Here is a 20,721-nt window from a genome sequence, read left to right on the forward strand (position 1 = left end):
CTGTTGCAGGTTGATCGCGACTTGCTCGCCGGTCTGCGCCAGCGTGCGCAAGAACAGCAAGTGACGCTGTTCATGCTGTTGCTGGCGAGTTTCCAGACCTTGCTGCACCGCCAGAGTGGGCAGTCGGGCATCAATGTCGGCGTGCCGAGTGCCGGGCGTTCTCGCCTCGAAACCGAAGGCCTGATCGGCTTCTTCATCAACACCCAGGTGCTGCGCGCCGAGATCGATGGGCAGCAACCGTTCAGCGCGTTGCTGCAACAGGTCAAGCAGACGGCATTGGCCGCACAGGCTCATCAGGACTTGCCATTCGAGCAACTGGTCGATGCCTTGCAGCCTGACCGCAGCCTCAATCACAGCCCGTTGTTCCAGGTGCTCTACAACCATCAGCAAAAACTGGGCGCCAGCGTCGAACGCAGCGTGGCCGACTTGCAGGTCGAACGCCTGCACTGGCAGCAGCACACCGCGCAATTCGATCTGGTACTCGACACTCAGGAGCAGGGTGATGAGCTGGACGCCAGCCTGAGCTACGCCACCGATCTGTACGACGAAGCGTCGATGCAGCGACTGGCCGAACAATGGCTGAACCTGCTGCGTGCGGTAGTCGCCGATCCGCAGCAGCGCGTCGCTGAACTGCCGTTGCTGCAAGCGCCGCAATACGACCAGTTGATCCGGCACTGGAACCCTGCGTTCCAGGCGCAACCGCTATCGCCAACCTTGTATCAGTTGTTCGAGGCTCAAGCAGAACAACGGCCGGACGCCATCGCACTGGTGTACGAAGGCGAGCATTTGACTTACACCGCACTCAACGGCCAGGCCAACCGACTGGCGCGCAAACTGCGCGAGCAGGGCGTCGGTCCGGAGGTGCGCGTGGGCATCGCCACCGAACGGGCAATGCCGCTGGTAGTCGGCTTGCTGGCGATTCTCAAGGCCGGTGGTGCCTATGTGCCGCTGGACCCGCAATACCCGGCCGAACGCCTGAGCTACATGATCGAAGACAGCGGCATCGCGCTGCTGTTGACCCAGGAGCATTTGATCGACGGCTTGCCGGCCCGCGAAGGCGTGCAAGTGCTGGACCTCACGTCGTTGCAACTGGACGCCTACAGCAGCGACAACCTGCCGCCGCTGGCAACCCCGGCCAACCTCGCCTACGTGATCTACACCTCCGGCTCCACCGGGCGGCCAAAAGGCGCGTTGCTCAGCCACGGCAACGTCGGGCGCCTGCTAACGGCCACTGCGGCCGAATTCAACTTCGGCGCGGACGACGTCTGGACCCTATTCCACTCCTACGCCTTCGATTTCTCGGTGTGGGAGCTGTTCGGGTCGCTGTGTACCGGCGCACGTCTGGTGATCGTGCCGTATTACATCAGCCGCGAGCCGCAAGAGTTCCACCGCTTGCTCTGCGATGAAGGCGTGACGGTGTTGAACCAGACCCCGACCGCGTTCCGCCAATTGTTGCCGATTGCCTGCGCCAGCCCGCGAGAGCTGGCATTGCGTCAGGTGATTTTCGGCGGCGAAGCACTGGAAGTGGCGAGCCTGCGGCCATGGTTCGAGCGCTTCGGCGACCAGCAAACGACGCTGGTGAATATGTACGGCATCACCGAAACCACGGTGCACGTGACCTACCGCGCGATCCGTCTGGCGGACCTCGACGGCAAGCCGCAGAGTCCGATCGGCCTGCCGATCCGCGACCTGCGCTGGTACTTGCTCGACAGTCAGTTGCAACCGGTGCCGGTGGGCGTGGCGGGCGAGTTGTACATCGCCGGCGCGGGTCTGGCGCGGGGTTATCACGGTCGTTTCGGTCTGACCGCCGAGCGTTTTGTGCCGAGCCCGTTCGACGCTTCCCAGCGCCTCTATCGCAGCGGTGACCTGGCACGCCAGCGTGCCGACGGCAGCATCGATTACTTGGGCCGCATCGACCAGCAAGTGAAGATCCGTGGTTTCCGCATCGAACTGGGCGAGATCGAAGCCGCATTGCTGGCGCAACCGGGTGTGCGCCAGGCGGCACTGAGTGTGCATAGCGGTGACGGCGGACCGCAGCTGTGCGCCTACGTCGTTGCCGAACACACCCCGCACGACCCGATTGCCTGGCGCGACAACCTGCGCGCCGCGCTCAAGGTCGACCTGCCGGATTACATGGTGCCGAGCCACTGGCTGCTGCTCGATGCCTTGCCGCTGACCAGCAACGGCAAGCTTGACCGTAAGGCCTTCCCGCTGCCCGACGCCGAGGACTGGCAGCGACCGTTCGAAGCCCCCGAAGGCGACCTCGAACAGCAACTGGCGGCGATTTGGGCCAGCGTACTGGGTGTGGCGCAGATCGGCCGCCGCGACAATTTCTTCGAATTGGGCGGGCATTCACTGCTCGCCGCTCAGGTCAGTGCCCGCGTGGAGCTGGAACTGGGCATCGAGCTGCCGCTGCGCGCGCTGTTCGAAACCAACGACCTTCAGGCTTATGCCGCCAACGCCTTGCAACACGCCCCGACTGACAACGATGCACGTCTGGATGCGCTTGAGTCGCTTCTCGACGAGATGGAGTTCAATTGATGGAACACAGCACTGCCTCGCGTATCGCCACCCGCTTTGCCGGCCTGCCTGCGGACAAGCGCCGCGAGTTTCTGCAACGCATGCAAGAGCAGGGCGTGAGTTTCGGCCAACTGCCGATTCCGCCCGCGGCCGAGCCACAAGCGACCTTTGAGCTGTCCTACGCACAGCAACGCCAATGGTTTCTCTGGCAGCTCGACCCGCAGAGCAGCGCCTACAACATTCCTGCCGCTTTGCGTCTGCACGGTCCGCTGAACATCGGGGCGCTGCAACACAGCTTCGACGTGCTGCTGGAGCGTCACCAGAGCTTGCGCAGCCGTTTTGTCGAGGACGACGGTGAGGTGATGCAAGCGCTGGCGACCTTCACCACGTTGCCTATCCAACAGCACGATTTGCGCGCTGAGTCCGAGGCGCAGCGCCTTGAATCGGCGATGAAAAAAGTCGAGGAAGAAATCGCCCGGCCATTCGATCTGCAACAGGGCCCGCTGTTGCGCGTCAGCCTGCTGCAGCTGGACACCGAGGATCATATGCTGGTGCTGACCCTGCACCACATCGTCACCGATGGCTGGTCGATGGGTGTGTTGGTCGAAGAGTTTTCCCGCCTATACGCCGCCCATTGCCAGGGGCAAAACGCGTTGTTGGAAACGCTGTCGATCCAGTACTCGGACTATGCCGCATGGCAGCGTCGCTGGATGGAGGCGGGGGAGCTGGAACGTCAGCTGAACTGGTGGCGGGAAAAGCTCGGCAACGAACAACCACTACTGGAACTGCCCACCGACCGCCCGCGCCCGGCGCAACCGAGCCAGCAGGGGGCGCGTCTGGATTTCGCCCTCGATAGCGCTCTCGCCAGCGGTTTGATGAGTCTGGCCAAACAGCGCGGCGTCACGCCGTTCATGCTGTTGCTGGCGAGTTTCCAGGCCTTGCTTTATCGCTACAGCGGCCAGTCCGACCTGCGCATCGGCGTGCCGATTGGCAACCGCAATCGCACGGAAACCCGTGGTCTGATCGGCTTCTTCGTCAACACCCAGGTGATGCGCGCTGAACTCGACGGACGGCTTCCTTTTAACAAGCTGCTGGAACAATCCCGCGCCACATCGCTGGATGCACAGGACTATCAGGACTTGCCGTTCGAGCGTCTGGTGCAGGCGCTGCAAGGCGAGCGCAGCCTGAGCCACAGCCCGCTGTTCCAGGTGATGTTCAACCACCAGCAAGCACAGCCTGCGTCGGTCAGCGGTTTGCTCGCGGGCCTGCGCGTCGAAGCGCTGAATGCCACCGCGCACACCACCCAGTTCGACCTGCAACTGGACACCCAGGAAGTGGGCGACAAACTGTTCGCCAGCCTGACCTACGCCACCGATCTGTTCGACGCCGAGCGCATCGAAAATCTGGCGCGGCATTGGCGAAATTTGTTGGCCGGTGTCCTGGCCAACCCGCAAACCCCACTGGCGGAATTGCCGCTGCTGGACGCCGACGAGCGCCTGCGCATCCTCGACGATCTCAACGACACCGCCACGAACTATCCCGGCGAAGTCTGCGTACAGCGGCATTTCGAAGAGCGGGTGATTGAAAACCCCGAGGCCACCGCGCTGGTATTCCAGGGCCAATCCTTGAGCTACGCCGAACTGAACCTGCGCGCCAATCGCCTGGCTCATCACCTGCGCTTACAAGGTGTCGGCCCGGAAGTGATCGTCGGGATTGCCTGCGACCGCTCCTTCGAAATGGTCATCGGCCTGCTGGCAATTCTCAAGGCCGGTGGCGCCTATGTACCGCTGGACCCGGAATACCCGTTGGATCGCCTGAGCTACATGATCGAAGACAGCGGCATTTCGCTGTTGCTGACCCAGGAGCATCTGCTGGCGCAATTGCCGACCCCGGACAGCCTGAGCACTCTGTGCCTGCAAAATGACGCCGTTTGGCTAAGCGATCTGCCGGGCACTGATCCAATCAATCTGGCGGTCGCCGAAAACCTCGCCTACATGATTTACACCTCAGGCTCCACCGGCAAACCCAAAGGCGCCGGCAACCGCCACATCGCGCTGCACAACCGCCTGGAGTGGATGCAGGCTGCCTACAATTTGCTGCCGACCGACCGCGTGCTGCAAAAGACCCCATTCAGTTTCGACGTGTCGGTGTGGGAGTTTTTCTGGCCGCTGATGAAAGGCGCCACGCTGGTCATCGCCGCCCCCGGCGAACATCGCGATCCGCAACGCCTCGCTGCATTGATCGTCGAGCAGGCGATCACCACGCTGCACTTCGTGCCCTCGATGCTCTCGGCTTTTATCGGTGCCGACGAAGCGCTGACCTGCACTTCCCTGATCCGCATCATTTGCAGCGGCGAAGCGTTGCCGATGGAGTTGCAACGCCAGACCTTGCGCGCGCTGCCGCAAGCCAATCTGTACAACCTGTATGGCCCGACCGAAGCGGCCATCGACGTGACCCACTGGACCTGCGTCGAAGAGGGCCGCGACAGCGTGCCGATCGGCCGGCCGATTGCCAACCTGCGCACCTGCATCCTCGACAGCGAACTGCAACCCTTGCCACTGGGCGCGGTGGGCGAGTTGTACCTCGGCGGTGTCGGCCTGGCTCGCGGTTACCACCGTCGTGGCGCACTGACCGCCGAGCGTTTCGTGGTCGATCCGTTCGGCAGCGGCGAGCGCCTGTACCGCACCGGTGACCTGGCGCGCTACCGCGCCGACGGCGCCATCGACTACTGCGGGCGCATCGACCATCAAGTGAAAATTCGCGGCCTGCGCATCGAGCTGGGGGAAATCGAAGCGCGTCTGCAAGAACATGCCGAGGTGCAGGAAGCCGTGGTGCTGGCCCTCGACAGCCCGAGCGGCAAGCAACTGGTGGCCTACATCGTGCCGCAGGATCGCGGCCTGGTTGGCGCCGATGCCGAGCATCAAGGCGTCTGGCGCGAAACCCTCAAGAGCCATCTGCTCGGCAGCCTGCCGGATTACATGGTGCCGGCACAGACCGTGCTGATCGAACAGATGCCCCTGAGTCCCAACGGCAAACTGGATCGCAAACGCCTGCCGGCACCGACCGCACAGGTCAGCCAGCGCGCCTTCGAAGCACCACGCAGCGCACATGAACAAGTGCTGGCGCAGATCTGGCAGGACGTGTTGGGCGTGGAGCAGGTGGGCCGTCAGGACAACTTCTTCGAACTGGGCGGCGACTCGATCATCTCGATTCAGGTGGTCAGCCGCGCCCGTCGTGCCGGCCTGAGCCTGCAACCGCGCGACTTGTTCCAGCAGCAAACCCTGCACGCGTTGGCCGCCGTAGTGAAACAACAGGCCGCACCGATTGCGCAACAAGGTCCGGTGGACGGTGTGCAAAAGCTCATGCCGATTCAGCGCTGGTTCTTCGAGGAGCCGATCCCGCAACGCGCCCATTGGAACCAGGCGGTTTTGCTGACGCCACGGGAAACCCTCGACCTGCCGCGTCTGCAAGGCGCCTTGCAACGGGTGCTCAAGCAGCACGACGCGCTGCGTTTGCGCTTCAGTCAGGTCGACAGCCAATGGTCGGCCCGTTATGTCGGCGCCGACAGTGCCGACGTGATTGACATGCTCTGGACCGCTCGCGTGGCCAGCGATGCCTCGCTGGAGTCAGTGTGCGATGAAGCCCAGCGCAGCCTCAGCCTGCAGGACGGACCGCTGCTGCGGGTGGCGTTGATCGCCCAGGCCGATGGTGCGCAACGGCTGCTGCTGGTGATCCATCACCTGGCCGTGGACGGTGTGTCCTGGCGGGTATTGCTGGAGGATTTGCAGGCTGCGTATCAAGGGCAAGAATTGCCGCCAAAGACCAGTGCCTTCCAGGCCTGGGCCGACAATCTCGATGCTTATGCGAAGTCCGAAACGGCCATTAATGAATTGAGCTGGTGGCAGGATCATTTGGCCGGTGCCAGTGACTCGCTGCCAGCGGCCAATGTGCGGGCCAGTCAGGCCGGGCATCTGCGCCAAGGCGTCAGCATCGGACTGGATCGCGAACAAACCCGCCAGTTGCTGCAACAGGCGCCGGCGATCTATCGCACCCAAGTCAACGACCTTCTGCTGACCGCACTGGCTCGCACGCTTAGTCGCTGGACGGGTGATAAATCGGCGTTGATCCAGCTCGAAGGCCATGGCCGCGAAGAGCTGTTCGATGACATCGATCTGACCCGCACCGTCGGCTGGTTCTCCAGCCTGTTCCCGGTGCGCCTGACCCCGGTTGCAGACCTCGGCGGTTCGATCAAGGCAATCAAACAGCAACTGCGCGAAATTCCCGGCAAAGGTCTGGGCTATGGCTTGTTACGCTACATGGGCGATACCACGGCCCAAGCGGCGCTGGCCGCATTGCCGCAAGCGCGAGTCACCTTTAACTACCTCGGCCAGTTCGACCAGAGCTTTGCCGAGGACGCACTGTTCACTCCGGCGAAGGAATCCAGCGGCGCCGCGCAATCGGCTGACGCACCGCTACCTAACTGGCTTTCGGTGGACGGTCAGGTCTATGGCGGTGAATTGAAACTGGACTGGACCTTCAGCCGCGAATGCTTCGACCGCCGCGAGATCGAAGTTCTGGCCGCAGATTTTCGCAGCGAGTTGCTAGCACTGATCGACCACTGCCTGAGCGACGGCGCAGGCGGCGTGACCCCGGCGGACTTCCCGCTGGCGCGCTTGAGCCAGGCCCAGCTCGATGGCCTGCCGGTGAAGCCTGCGCAGATCGAGGACCTGTATCCGCTGTCGCCAATGCAGGCCGGTCTGTTGTTCCACAGCCTGTATGAAGCCGAATCCGGCGCCTATGTGAATCAGCTTAGCGTCGAAGCCCAAGGCCTTGATGCCGACCGCCTGGGCCACGCCTGGCAAGCGGTGCTCGACAGCCACGCGATCCTGCGCAGCAGTTTTCACTTCCCCGAAGGCTTTGAGGCGCCGGTGCAACTGGTGCACCGTCATGTGCAGTTGCCGATGACCTGCCTCGATTGGCGTGGCCGCGCGGATCAGGACAAAGCGCTGGCGCAACTGATCGACAGCGAGCGCCTGCAACTTGATTGCACCAAGGCACCGCTGATGCGTCTGACCCTGGTGCGGCTGGACGACGAGCGTCAGCAACTGATCTACACCCACCATCATCTGTTGCTCGATGGCTGGAGCAATTCGCTGCTGTTGAGCGAAGTGCTACAGCGTTATGCCGGGCAAGACGTGCAGGCGCCCACCGGGCGTTTCGCCGACTACATCGGCTGGCTGCAACGTCAGGATGCCGAGGCCGACGAGCTGTTCTGGCGCGGGCAACTGGCGACCCTCGACAACCCGACGTTGCTGGCCCAGAGTCTGGGCCTCAACAATGCGTCTGACAGCGCATTCGCCGACCATCGCCAGACCTTCGACGTCGCCACCAGCAAACGCTTCAGCGACTTTGCCCGTCAGCAGAAAGTCACCCTCAACACCCTCGTGCAAGGCGCCTGGGCGCTGCTGCTGCAACGCTACAGCGGCCAACGCAGCGTGGCGTTCGGCGCGACAGTGGCGGGGCGCCCGGTGGATTTGCCGGGGGCCGAAAGCCAGCTCGGGCTGTTCATCAACACCCTGCCGGTGATCAGCAGCCCGGACGCGGTGGAAAGCGTCGAGCGGTGGCTGAATCGTTTACAGGCTCAGAACCTGGAATTGCGCGAGCACGAATTCACCGCACTGGGCGACATTCAGCGCTGGGCCGGGCGTGCCGGCGAGCCGCTGTTCGACAGCCTGCTGGTGTTCGAAAACTTCCCGGTGGCCGAAGCGCTGCAACAGGGCGCGCCGGCCGGGCTGAGCTTTTCGATCCCGCAGAACCACGAACGCACCAACTTCCCGCTGACGATTGCAGCCACCGCCGAAAGCCAGCTCAGCCTGAACTGGAGCTACCAGTGCAGCCACTTCAGCAGCGATGCGATTGTGCGCATGAGCGAGCATCTGGCCGCGCTGCTGGCGGCGATGGTCGCAGCGCCACAGGCGGCGTTAAGTGAACTGGACCTGCTGACCGCGCCGGAGCGTGCGCAACAGTTGGTCGAGTGGAACCCGGCGTTCACCGCCGCGCAAAACCCGCTGTGCGTGCATCAGTTGATCGAGGCCCAGGCCGTCATTCGCCCGGACGCCACGGCGTTGATTTTCAACGACCTGGAACTGAGCTTCGACCCACTCAACCGTCGCGCTAACCGTTTGGCCCATCGCCTGCGCGCACTGGGCATTGGCCCGGAAGTGCGCGTCGGCCTGGCGATGCAGCGTTCGCCGGAAATGATCATCGGCTTGCTGGCGATCCTCAAGGCTGGCGGCGCCTACGTCCCGCTGGACCCGGCGTACCCGGCCGAGCGCCTGCGTTACCTGATGGAAGACAGCGGGATTTCGCTGCTGATCAGCCAATCGTGGCTGCGCGAAAAACTTCCGTTGCCGCAAGGCCTGTCGGTGCTGGAAATCGACCGCGAACCGTTGGAGTTCATGGCTGACACCAACCCGCTCAACCTGACCTGCGGCGAGAACCTCGCGTACCTGATCTACACCTCGGGCTCCACCGGCCGGCCCAAAGGTGTCAGCGTGGCCCACGGTCCGCTGGCCATGCATTGCCTGTCGATCGGCGAGTTGTACGGCATGACCCCGGAGGACCGCGAACTGCAATTTGCCTCGATCAGCTTCGACGGTGCCCACGAACGCTGGCTGACGCCGCTGGTGTTCGGTTCGGCCGTGATGCCCCGCGATGACGAGTTGTGGAGCGTGGAGCGCACCTGCGCCGAGATCGAAAAGCACGGCATCACCATTGCCTGTTTCACCCCGACCTATCTGGCGCAGATCGCCGACTTCATGGGCGAAGCGGGGCGAAATCTGCCGATCCGTTCCTATACCCCGTGCGGTGAAGGCATGGCCAAGCATGTGTTCGATGAGGTCCAGCAAGTCCTGCAACCCAAGCGCCTGATCAACGGCTATGGCCCCACCGAAACAGTGATCACGCCGCTGATCTGGCGGGCGTATCCGGACACCGAATTCGACTCGGCCTTCATGCCCATCGGTAGGCCGGTCGGCAACCGCAGCGCCTATATTCTGGACGCAGGCTTGCAGCCGTTGCCGGTCGGCGTGGCGGGCGAGTTGTATCTGGGCGGCGAGGGTGTTGCTCGTGGTTACCATCAACGCCCTGACCTGACCGCCGAACGCTTCGTGCCGGACCCGTTTGTGCCGGGCGCGCGCCTGTATCGCAGTGGTGACCTCGCGCGGTTCCGTGCCGACGGTGTGGTTGAGTACCTCGGTCGCATCGACCAGCAAGTGAAGATTCGCGGCTTCCGTATCGAACTCGGCGAAATCGAAGCCTGCCTGATGGAACACCAAGGCGTGCGTGAAGCCTTTGTGATCGATCGCGAAGGCCCGGTGAGCCGCCAATTGGTCGGTTATGTGGTGCCGCGCGATCCACTCGCCGATGAGCAGGACCTGCGTGACGCGTTGACGGCGCACCTGCGCAGCCGTCTGCCGGCGCACATGCTGCCAGCACATCTGATGTGCCTGGCCGCGTTGCCGCTTACGCCTAACGGCAAGCTGGATCGACAAGGGCTGCCGGCGCCTGAGGCGACTCGTCAGAGTCAGGATCAGGTAGCCGCCGCGTCGCCGGCCGAAACGCTGTTGGTGGAGATCTGGCAGGAACTGCTCGGTCTGGATTCGGTGGGCGTCACCGAGAACTTCTTCGAACTGGGCGGTGATTCAATCATTTCGCTGCAAGCGGTGAGTCGCGCCGGTCAACGCGGGCTGGTGTTCAGTCCCAAGCAACTGTTCGAGCAGCAGACCATTCGTGCGCTTGCAGCCGTCGCCAGCAGCCGTGAAACCGCGCTGGTCGAGGTGCCGAAGGTCGAAGCCTTTGCGCTGGCGCCGCACATCGACGTAGCCGCCCGCGAAGGTCTGCAAGACCTGTATCCACTGTCGCCGATGCAGCAGGGCATGTTGTTCCACTGCCTCGATTCGCCGGAGCTCAACCCTTACGTCAACCAGTTGAGCGTGCAGGTGGACGGCTTGCAGGTGCCGCGTTTCCGTGCGGCCTGGCAGGCGTTGATCGAGCGTCACGAGGTGCTGCGTGCGGCGTTCCGCTGGCGCGATGGTTTGGCCGATCCGCTGCAAGCGGTGTTCGCCGAGGTCGAGTTGCCGATCGAAGAACTCGACTGGCGTGAGCGAAGTGACACCGAGCAGGCCTTGAATGATCTGGCAGCCGCCGAGCAGGCCAAGGGCTTCGACCTGAGCTGTCCGCCGCTGATGCGTTTCATCCTGGTGCGTCTGGGTGAAGACCGTTACCAGATGATCTGGATCTACCATCACCTGTTGCTCGACGGCTGGAGTGCATCGCGCCTGTTGGGCGACATGCTGCGCCTGTATCACCACGACAGCCTGCCGGCGCTGACCGGTCGTTACGCTGACTACATCGCGTGGCTGCAACGTCAGGACGGCGCGCAAGCCGAAGGGTTCTGGCGCGAGCGCCTGGCATTGCTGGAAGCACCGACCATTCTGGCCAAGGCTTCCGGTGCCGCTGGTGTAGGCCACGGCGTGATGTACAGCGACCTCGACGCCGTGGCAACGCGCAAGCTGCACAACTTTGCCAAGCGTCAGCGAGTTACGTTGAACACGCTGGTTCAAGGCGCCTGGCTATTGCTGCTGCAACGCCACAGCGGTTTACGCAGTGTGGCGTTCGGGGCCACGGTGGCGGGGCGTCCGACGGGACTTGCCGGTGCACAGGAAATGCTCGGGCTGTTCATCAACACCTTGCCGGTGATCCAGACCCTCGACCCGCTACAGCCGCTGGGCGAGTGGCTGCGTGAGCTGCAGGATTACAACCTGAGCGTGCGCGACTACGAACACACGCCGCTGTCGGACATCCAGCGCTGGGCGGGGCAGGGCGGCCAGGGCTTGTTCGACAGCATCATCGTCTTTGAAAACCATCCGGTGGACCGTGCCTTGAAAGGGGCGAGGAAGGCGAGTTGCGCTTTGCCGAAGTCGGCAGCGGTGGCGTGACTAACTTCCCGATGGACTTGATGGTCAGCGCCAACGACGAAGGTCTGGAAGTCGAATACCTGTATCTGCGTGATCGCTTCAGCGATGTGGAAGTGCAGCGGATTCGTGCGCAGCTTGAAGGTTTGTTGCGGGCGTTGCCTGAGGATGCGGATTGTCTGTTGGGCAACATTGGTTTGCCGCAGGCGCGTTTGAGCTTGCCGCAGGCGTCTGGCGATCAGGCGGATTTGCTGCACAGCTTCAACCGGCATGTGCTTGCGCAGCCGGAAAAAGTCGCCTTGTTCTGTGAGGATCGCGAAGTCAGTTATGCACAGCTTGAGGCCCGGACCAATGGTCTGGCGCAGCAGCTGATCGCTCGTGGTATCGGTGCGGAAAGTCTGGTGGCCGTAGCGTTGCCGCGTTCCGAGCGCACCATCGTGGCGTTCCTCGCGGTGCTTAAAGTCGGTGCGGCGTATCTGCCGCTGGATCTCGCCTACCCGGCTGAGCGACTGACCTACATGCTCAACGATTCGGCCGCCAGCCTGTTGCTCTGCGACAGTGATCTGGGTGAGCGCTTGCCGCTGGCGGACAGCCCGCCGCGTCTGTTGCTCGATCAGCTGACCGTTGCCGACAACGCCGGGTGCCCGGTTTCCACGCCGCTGCCAGGGCACCTCGCGTACCTGATCTACACCTCCGGTTCCACCGGTCAACCCAAAGGCGTGGCCGTGGCTCGAGGACCGATTGCCCGGCATTGCCGCGGCATCATCGACCTCTACGAACTGGCCCCGGCCAGTCGCGAACTGCACTTTATGTCGTTCGCCTTCGACGGTGCGCAGGAGCGTTGGCTCAGCGTGCTGTTGGCCGGTGGCAGCCTGGTGATTCGCGACGACAGTCTGTGGACCCCGGAGCAAACCCTGGAGGTGTTGCATCGCCACAGCGTCACCGTGGCCTGCTTCCCGCCGGCGTACTTGCAACAGATGGCCGAAGTGGCCGAACGTTTGGGCAATCCGCCGGCGGTGCAGGTGTATTGCTTTGGCGGTGACGCGGTGCCGGATGCCAGCTTCGAGCAGGTCAAGCGGGCGTTGCGTCCGCAGCGTCTGGTCAACGGCTACGGCCCGACCGAAACCGTGGTCACCCCGCTGCTGTGGCGTGCCGAGGCCAGCGAAAGCTGCGAGGCGGCTTATGCGCCGATTGGCCGTGGGGTCGCGGGTCGTGGCTTGTACATCCTCGATGCCGATCTCAATCCATTGCCGGTGGGCGTCAGCGGTGAGTTGTACCTGGGCGGCGAATGCCTGGCCCGGGTTATCACCAGCGTCCGGGCATGAGCGCCGAGCGTTTCATCCCCGACCCGTTCGAAGCCGGTGGTCGCATGTACCGCACCGGTGACCTGGTGCGCCAGCGTGAGTGCGGCCTGATCGACTACCTCGGCCGACTCGACCAGCAAGTGAAAATCCGCGGTTTCCGCATCGAATTGGGCGAGATCGAAGCCCGTCTGCGCGACTGGGCCGGGGTGCAGGATGCTGCGGTGGTGGTGCACGACACGCCGACCGGCAAGCAGCTTGTGGGTTATGTGGTGGCCACGGGCGCGGCGGGGCTGGACCGTCGCTTGAAGGTCGAGCTGCAAACGCAGCTGCCGGACTACATGGTGCCGGCGCGGATCATGGTGATGGAACGCTTCCCGCTGTCGGCCAATGGCAAGCTCGATCGTCGCGCATTGCCGGAGCCGGAATGGGCCATCGGCGGTTATCGCGCCCCGCGCAACGAACTGGAAACGGTGCTGACCGCAATCTGGCAAGAAGTGCTCGGCGTGCCGCAAGTGGGCATCGACGACAACTTCTTCGAACTCGGTGGCGATTCGTTGCAGGTGCTCAAGGTCATCTCGCGGGTGCGCAGCCAGCCGCACCTGGGCTTTGAATTGAAGCTGCGGGACTTGATGCAAAAACCTTGCATCGCCGAACTCAGCGGCTATCAGCCTGCCGAGCCCGCGAACGCGCCGGACCCTTTGCTGGCGTTGAATGGCCGGATGGCGAACGTACCGGCGCTGTTCTGCCTGCACGCCGGTTTCGGCACGGTGTTCGACTACGAACCGCTGGCGCGTCGTCTGGAAGGACGGCGCACCGTATACGGCCTGCAATGCCGGATGCTGCTCGATCCGCAATGGCAGGATGCTTCGCTGCTGGCGATGGCTCAGGCGTATACGCAGCGGATTCGTGCACAGCAGGCTGAAGGTCCGTATTACCTGTTGGGTTGGTCGTTGGGTGGCGCGTTGACGCAACTGGTGGCCCATGAACTGGAGGCTCAAGGGCAGGCGGTTGCGTTTGCCGGGCTGGTCGACAGTTACGTGGCGGGCACGGCGCAGGCGAGGGACTGGCGAGAAGATTTGGCGGATTTCCTGAAGTTTGTCCTTGGTCAACCGTCTGAAAAAGCACAGACGCTGATTGCGCTGAAGGCCGCCGGCCTGAACGAACGCGAAGGCGCCGCAGCGGTGATCGAAGCGGCCATGCACGGTTCCAATGGCCATGCAGCTTTGGGCGCCAGTGAACTCACGCAAATCTTCGCCACTGGTTCGTCGCTCAAGCAACTGGCCCTGGCGCAACGGCATTTACCGAAGGTTCAAGTCGGGGCGCATCGCTGGTGGGTGGCCGGGCGCGAGGATGAACGTCGGGTGTTCGAGGCGCAGGTTGGCCATCACGGTGTGGATCGGTTGTTGGCGGGTGGGCACTACGAGCTGCTGCGCGGTGATGAGTTACTCGATGAGCTGGAAGACCTGCTGGAACGCCGCTTGGCCACTGCATAACCGCCATCCTTGTAGGAGCGAGGCTTGCCCGCGAAGGCGTCCTTGAAATCGCCTTCGCGGGCAAGCCTCGCTCCTACAGGTCTTATTCTCGCCTATTGATTTGAAGGATTCTCCCCATGCCCGTACTGCCAGAACTAGAAGCCTTCCTCGAACTCGCCGAATTCGGCCGCCTGACCGGCAAAAGTCGCCCGATGCACGAACAAACCCCGCAACAGGCGCGGATCGACTTCGAAGCGTCCTCAGGTTTTCTCGACGTGCCGCTGGACAATATCGCTTGCGAAAACTTCACCATCGCCGCCCGCGACGGCCACAGCCTCCCGGCACGCCTGTATCGCGACGGGCAAGCGGCGACCGGATTGCAACCGGTCATCCTCTACTTCCACGGCGGCGGCTACGTAGTCGGCAGCCTCGATTCCCACGACGCGCTCTGTCGGCGCTTCGCGGCACAGGGTGGTTTTGCCCTGCTGACCGTGGACTATCGACTGGCGCCGGAATGGCGATTCCCAACCCCTGTACAAGACGCCTGCGACGCCGGCAACTGGCTGGTACGCGAAGGCGCGGCCCACGGCCTGGACGCCAACCGGGTCGCCGTGGCCGGTGACAGCGTTGGCGCAACCCTGGCCACCGTGCTGTCGCTGATCGCCGTGCGCCAACCCGAAGAACTGGCGCTCAAACCCAAGGCCCAATTGCTGGTCTACCCAGTCACCGACGCCACCACCCACCGCGCCTCCCACCGGGATTTCGCCGAAGGCTACCTGCTGGAAACCCCGACCCTCGACTGGTTCTACAGCCACTACGCCCGCACGCCCCAAGACCTCGCCGACTGGCGCTGCTCGCCGCTGCTGGCCAACGATCTGTCAGGCATGGCACCGGCGCTGGTGTACCTCGCGGGGTATGACCCACTGCATGACGAAGGGCTGGCCTATGCCGAGCGTCTACGGGCGGCGGGGAACGAGGTGACGTTGCTGGAGCAACCGGGCATGACCCATGACTTTTTGCGCATGGCGGGGTTGTTGGGTGAGGTGGAAGGGATTCATCGGGAAGTGGCGGGGTGGGTGCGGTCAAAGTTGTAAGTTCATGTCAGATCGTTCCCACGCTCTGCGTGGGAATGCCTCAACGGACGCTCCGCGTTCGGCTCTGGATGGGACGCGGAGCGTCCCGGGCTGCATTCCCACGCGGAGCGTGGGAACGATCAATTGCGTTTGTTTAAAAGTCTTCATGGTTACTTGATGAAAGCCACAGCATCTTGCGTCGTTGCCTACGGTTACGCCAGAATCCGCCGGCTTGCGCGCCTTGGGGCTGCTCGGTAACTTGATTCGCGTCACTGATTGTCAGTGATCGGGTTTAGTAGCCCGTGGTGTGATCAGTAAGGTGCACAGGCTCTGTCAATCAGGTATCCCATCCCTGGTCTTGATGGTGGCTGGCGCAGGGCGCTTCGGCGCGCCGGTAAATGCTGATCTCCCCGGTCTACTAACCTGTGTCCAGCCGCCACCCTTCTTTTAGTAGAGAAGCGTTGGCGGCTCCATTCAGGAGTAATCAGCATATGGTCAAACCGTCACCCAATCCGCCGGAAACCGATCCGGCAACGTCCGAACGCATCCCTTCCTACGCCGACATCCAGGCCACCCCCGCACACTCGACACGACCTTCATCGTCAACCCCGACCTCGATACCGAAACCCTGCTGGCCCATGCCTGTGAGTCTTTGGCCTCGGCCAATGTCATGACCATGGATCTGGCGGATCGGACGGAGGGGAAAAGTCGTAATACGCTGTTGGGGATTGCCCAGGTCATCATGTTGAGTGAGCTGGCAGTGAACCGGGCGCTGGATCGGATTGATCCGCCGGAATAGCCACCACCAGATCGTTCCCACGCTCTGCGTGGGAATGCATCAACGGACGCTCTGCGTTCGGCTCTGGATGGGACGCAGAGCGTCCCGGGCTGCATTCCCACGCGGAGCGTGGGAACGATCTACAGACAAAAAAATGCCCGCATCTCACGATACGGGCATTTTTCATTTCAGTTTAAGCGACTCAGAAGTCGTACTTCGCCGTGAGTGTCAGGTTACGCGGCTCGCCGTAGAAGGTGGTGCCGAAGTTGCCCAGGCCCGTCAGGTACTTTTTGTCGAAGACGTTGTAGGCGTTGGCGGTGAAGCTCAGGTGTTCGTCGTACTGAAAACGGGTCATCAGGTCGACGAGGGTGTAGCCGCCTTGCTTGAGATTGACGGTGGAGCCCACACCACTGCCATCAACGCTCGGATTGAAGGTCTGGCCGTAGAACGCGCTCTGCCAGCTGACGCCGCCACCGACGGTGAACTGGTCCAGCGCGCCGGGCAGGCGGTAGGTGGTGAAGGTCCGGACCACGTGTTCCGGTTTGGTGGTGGCCAGCGGGAAGCCGAAGATGCGCTGTTCATTCTTGTCGCGTGTACGGGCGTAGGTGTAGCCGGCCGATATGTTCCAGTCCTGTGCCAGTTCGCCGGCCAGTTCCAGTTCAACACCGTTGGTGGTGGCACCGTCGACGGCTTTGAAAATGCCGTCGCCGGTAACCTCATTGGTGCCGATCGACTGAGCAACGTTGTCCTGCTCGATGCGGAAAAAAGCCAGACTGGCGTTCAGCTTTCCTTCGAAGTACGCCGCTTTCAGACCGGTCTCGTAGCTGTTGCCTTCCACTGGGTCCAGGGTCTTGCCGCTGGCGTCCTTGTTGATTTGTGGCTGGTAGATGCTGGTGTAGCTGGCGTAGACCGAATAGGTATCGTCCAGGTCATAGACCACACCGGCGTAAGGCGTGACGACGCCGTGTTCCTTGTAGCTGGCGTGGGTGTCGGCGAGGTTGGCACCAGGGTAGTAGCTGTAATCCTCGTTGTACTTGTAGGTGCTTACACGGCCGCCGAGGATAAATGACAGGTCGTCGGTCGGGCGCAGGCGCGTGGCCAGGTAAGCGCCATTCTGGCTCAGGGTGCGCTCGTATTTGCCGTTTTTCGGGAACTCCTGTTTGGCGATATGGCCTTCCCAGTCAAAGATATTGCCCGGCACCAGTTGGAAGGCGGTGGAGTCGAAAGTCGCACCGGTCTGACGGGAATGGGCGGCCATGAAGCCCGCCACCAGTTCATGCTCGCGACCGCCCAGGGTGAACGGGCCAGAGACGTTCACGTCAGCCGTGTTTTGCACGCGATGGCCTTCCCAGTGGCCCCAGTAGAAGAACATGCCTTCGCCGGTGGTGCGATCCGGGTTACCGCCACTGGCCGAGGCCAGCAGGGTGTCGTGATCGGTGGTTTTCTGGTCCAGGCTGACTTTGAGTTTCCAGTCATTGGCCAGTGCTTGTTCCAGGGAGGCGAAGTAGGTGGTGCTGTCGAAATCACGACGGCTCCAGTCGGCGCCCGGGTTGAAGCTGCGGGAGAAATCGGTACGGCCACCGTCGGAAAAGAACGGCGAGTTACCGGTCCAGGAGCTGCCGCGCGGGGTGGCGCTGGACTTATCGACACCCACGGTCAGCAGGGTGTCGTCGGTCAGGTCGGCTTCGAGAATGCCGTAGTACAGGTCCTTCTTCTGGCTGTAGTGATCGATGTACGAATCCTTGTCCTGGTAGGCACCGACGAAACGGCCGCGCACGTTGCCGGTTTCGGTCAACGAGCCGGAAATGTCGCCTTCGGTGCGGTAGTTGTCCCAGGAACCGGCGGTGGCGCTCACCGAAGCCTTGAAGTCCCTGGTCGGTTTTTTACGCACCAGGTTGACGGTGGCGGATGGATCGCCAGCGCCGGTCATCAGGCCGGTCGCGCCCTTGATGACTTCGACGCGATCGAGGCTTGCGGCATCGTCGCTGTTGTTCGGGTTTTCACCGTAGACACCGTCGTAGGGGATATTGATGCCATCGTATTGAAAGTTGGTGATGGCAAAGCCACGGGTGGCGAATTCGGTGCGGTCACTGTCGTACTTTTGCATGGTGACGCCCGGCGTATTGCGCAGGACATCACCCACGCTCTTTGCGCCCTGGTCGTCCATTTGCTGACGGGTGACCACGGTGACCGACTGCGGGGTTTCGCGAATAGTCAGCGGCAGTTTGGTGGCGGTGGTGGTGGCGCCAGTGGTGTAGGAACCGGTGTCTTCAGTGGTCAGGCCCAGGGCCTGGCCGGAAATGGTGGTCGCGCCCAGTTGCAGGCTTGAGGAGCCGCCGGAAATCAGCGTGACGCTGTTGCCACTGATCTGGAACGAAATGCCTGTGCCCTTGAGCATCTCGGCCAGGGCCGCGGAAGGCTCAAGCGAACCGGACACGGCGCGGGACTTGATGCCGGCCACCTGATCCGGGCTGTACAGAATCTGCAGGTTGGTCTGCATGCCCAGTTCGGTCAGTGCGCTGGACAGCGGCTGCACGGCAATGCTCACTTTTACAGGTGCTGCATTGGCCATCGAGCTCCCCAGCAAGGTGGCGGTCAGCAGAACGCTGGTCAACAGGGTTCTATGCAGAGACAGGCGCTGTACGGCCAGCGCGAGAGGTGTGGGGCGTGGAAGAGATCGCATTACTTACCTGTGCTCCTGAAAAAGTGTCGTGCAGAGTTTTTGTTAATAGGAATGATTATTAAGACGGGGCATTGGCAGGAAACCGGAAAAGAAACCGGAAAACTTTTGAAGATCTGATTTCTGTAGGAGCCGGCTTGCTGGCGAAAGCGCTGTGTCAGGCGCCATCAATGGTGATTGATGGGCAGTCTTCGCCAGCAAGCCGGCTCCTACAGGTTCCCTCCGGTGATCAGGCGGGGGTCAGCTCGGTCACGACCCGGCCGCTGTCCATACGCACCAACTGATCCGCCACATCGAAATAACGGTCATCGTGGGAGATCACGATGATGGTCTTGCCCAGGCGTTTGAGGTCCGGCAGCAGCTCGGTGTAGAAGATCCGGCGGAAGGTCGGGTCCTGGTCGGCGGCCCATTCGTCGAACACCAGCACCGGGCGTTCTTCCAGCCAGGCGTTGACCAGCGCCAGGCGTTTACGCTGGCCGGTGGAGAGATCGGTGGTGGTGAAGTTGCCGTCCTCGACGCTGACTTTGTGTGCGATCTCCAGGCGTTGCAGGTATTTGTTGGCGTCTTCCGGGATCTGCATGTCGCCCTGGACCACGTCGTCGAACAGGTAATAGTCGGCGAAGATGGTGGTGAACAACTGGCGATAGTCGTCGCGGTTCTGCGCATCGATCGTCTGGCCGTTGACGCGGATCTGCCCCTGTTGCGGCGTGTACAGGCCCAGCAGCAACTTGATCAGCGTGGTCTTGCCGCAACCGTTCTCGCCGACAATGAAAGTGATATCGCCCTGCTTGATCGACAGATTGACCGGCCCCAACTGGAACGGCGCGGCACCGTCGACCGACGGGAAGGCGTAGCGCACATCCGCCAGTTGCAGTTCGTGCACGACCGGTTTGACGTTGACCTGATCGCTGAGCAGCAGATGCGCTTCAGGCGTAGAGAATTGCTCGGACAGTTCGGCGATGCGGCGGAAGGCAATCTGCGCGCGGCTGACAATCGGCAAGGTGCTGATCAAATGTTCCAGCGGGCCTTTCATGTACAGCAGCACCAGCACGAAGCCGCTCATGACGGTTTTGTCGGCGCTCGGCCAGAAGGTTTGCAGCGCGAGGGCCAGGCCGATGACCACGAAGAACAGCATTGAGCCGAAGGTCTTGGCGATGACGAAGGTGTTGATCGAGCGCACCTGGGTATTGCAGATGAATTCGGCGGTGGCCTTGATACCCGAGACGAACATGCGCTGGCGGCGTGGCCGGTGAATGCGCAGTTCCTTGGCGCCTTCGGCAATCGCGTTGTAGTGCTTTTGCAATTCGTCTTCGGCGTCGCGGGCGGCCATGAAACCCTGCACGCCCTTGCTCTGGGCGTAGGCCTGGATGGCGGTGCCGATCAGGATTGCGGCCACCATGATCAGGAACATCGGCCACGACAGAATCGCCAGGTAGCCCATGCAGCCGAGGGTCACGGTGACGGAAATCGCCAGCGGCGCGAAGGCGAAGGCGAAGTCGCTGATGGTGTCGACGTCGTGGGTCAGCACCGGGATCAAGCGATGGCTGCGATAGCGTTCGATCTGTTCGATGGGTGCCGACAGCACTTTCTCGCCCAACTGTTTACGCAGCCTGGCGATGATGTGCTGGCCGACGTAGTTGGTGCCGATGTCGGAGCAGATCGAACTGGCCAGCGCCAGCAGACACAGCCCGGCGAACAGCGCGACCACGCCTTGGGTCAGGCCGCTTTCGGAATGCAGGGCATTGTTGATGGTCGCCAGCAGCACCGTGACGCTCAGGCCGCCGACCATGCCCAGGAAAATAGACGCGGCGACGATGAGTCGAAAGGGTTTCAACAGGGCGAACAATTCGCCGATGGCGCCTCGGGTGGGCTGGGTCATGGAAGACAGTTCCTTGGGTCGTAAGGCAGATACCCAGTAG

At 62.5% G+C, this 20,721-nt stretch carries 7 protein-coding genes and 1 pseudogene; 6 read left to right on the forward strand and 2 right to left on the reverse strand.

From position 1 onward, the window contains the following. From CES87_RS31285 to CES87_RS31300, 6 genes and pseudogenes are all read left to right on the forward strand, one after another. On the forward strand, positions 1-2,541 hold a 2,541-nt coding region (locus CES87_RS31285), incomplete at its 5' end, for a non-ribosomal peptide synthetase (protein WP_128609262.1). Continuing rightward, positions 2,541-11,519, forward strand: coding sequence for an amino acid adenylation domain-containing protein (locus tag CES87_RS31290; RefSeq protein ID WP_371858287.1), 8,979 nt, complete (start codon positions 2,541-2,543; stop codon positions 11,517-11,519). The genes CES87_RS31285 and CES87_RS31290, both read left to right, overlap by 1 nt. Continuing rightward, positions 11,486-12,820 carry an AMP-binding protein gene (locus CES87_RS34725; protein ID WP_371858288.1) on the forward strand — a complete coding sequence of 445 codons (1,335 nt, stop codon included), beginning with the start codon at positions 11,486-11,488 and terminating at the stop codon, positions 12,818-12,820. The genes CES87_RS31290 and CES87_RS34725 overlap by 34 nt, the downstream gene beginning before the upstream one ends. Beyond that, positions 12,784-14,292, forward strand: a complete 1,509-nt coding sequence (locus tag CES87_RS34730) for a thioesterase domain-containing protein (RefSeq protein ID WP_371858289.1) — start codon at positions 12,784-12,786, stop codon at positions 14,290-14,292. The genes CES87_RS34725 and CES87_RS34730 overlap by 37 nt, the downstream gene beginning before the upstream one ends. Before the next feature lie 116 nt (positions 14,293-14,408). Then, the gene (locus CES87_RS31295; RefSeq protein ID WP_128609264.1) at positions 14,409-15,365 is read left to right on the forward strand and encodes an alpha/beta hydrolase; all 957 of its coding nucleotides are present in this window, start codon (positions 14,409-14,411) and stop codon (positions 15,363-15,365) included. 470 nt (positions 15,366-15,835) lie between these two features. Beyond that, positions 15,836-16,143: pseudogene (locus tag CES87_RS31300) on the forward strand (DUF6124 family protein). A 181-nt stretch (positions 16,144-16,324) separates the two neighbouring features. Here CES87_RS31300 and CES87_RS31310 read toward each other — a convergent pair. After that, positions 16,325-18,805: a TonB-dependent siderophore receptor gene (locus CES87_RS31310; protein ID WP_128609266.1), complete on the reverse strand. Its 2,481-nt coding sequence runs from the start codon at positions 18,803-18,805 to the stop codon at positions 16,325-16,327. A 226-nt stretch (positions 18,806-19,031) separates the two neighbouring features. Then, on the reverse strand, positions 19,032-20,681 hold the full coding sequence (locus CES87_RS31315) for a cyclic peptide export ABC transporter (RefSeq protein WP_128609268.1): 1,650 nt from the start codon (positions 20,679-20,681) through the stop codon (positions 19,032-19,034). Positions 20,682-20,721: the final 40 nt, after the last annotated feature.

The organism is Pseudomonas sp. ERMR1:02 (assembly GCF_002277815.1).
Classification (GTDB): domain Bacteria; phylum Pseudomonadota; class Gammaproteobacteria; order Pseudomonadales; family Pseudomonadaceae; genus Aquipseudomonas.

Coding starts and splice junctions, on each gene's coding strand:
- CES87_RS31290 (WP_371858287.1), top strand. CDS start 2,541: ATGGAACACAGCACTGCCTCGCGTATCGCCACCCGCTTTGCCGGCCTG.
- CES87_RS34730 (WP_371858289.1), top strand. CDS start 12,784: ATGCCTGGCCCGGGTTATCACCAGCGTCCGGGCATGAGCGCCGAGCGT.
- CES87_RS31295 (WP_128609264.1), top strand. CDS start 14,409: ATGCCCGTACTGCCAGAACTAGAAGCCTTCCTCGAACTCGCCGAATTC.
- CES87_RS31310 (WP_128609266.1), bottom strand. CDS start 18,805: ATGCGATCTCTTCCACGCCCCACACCTCTCGCGCTGGCCGTACAGCGC.
- CES87_RS31315 (WP_128609268.1), bottom strand. CDS start 20,681: ATGACCCAGCCCACCCGAGGCGCCATCGGCGAATTGTTCGCCCTGTTG.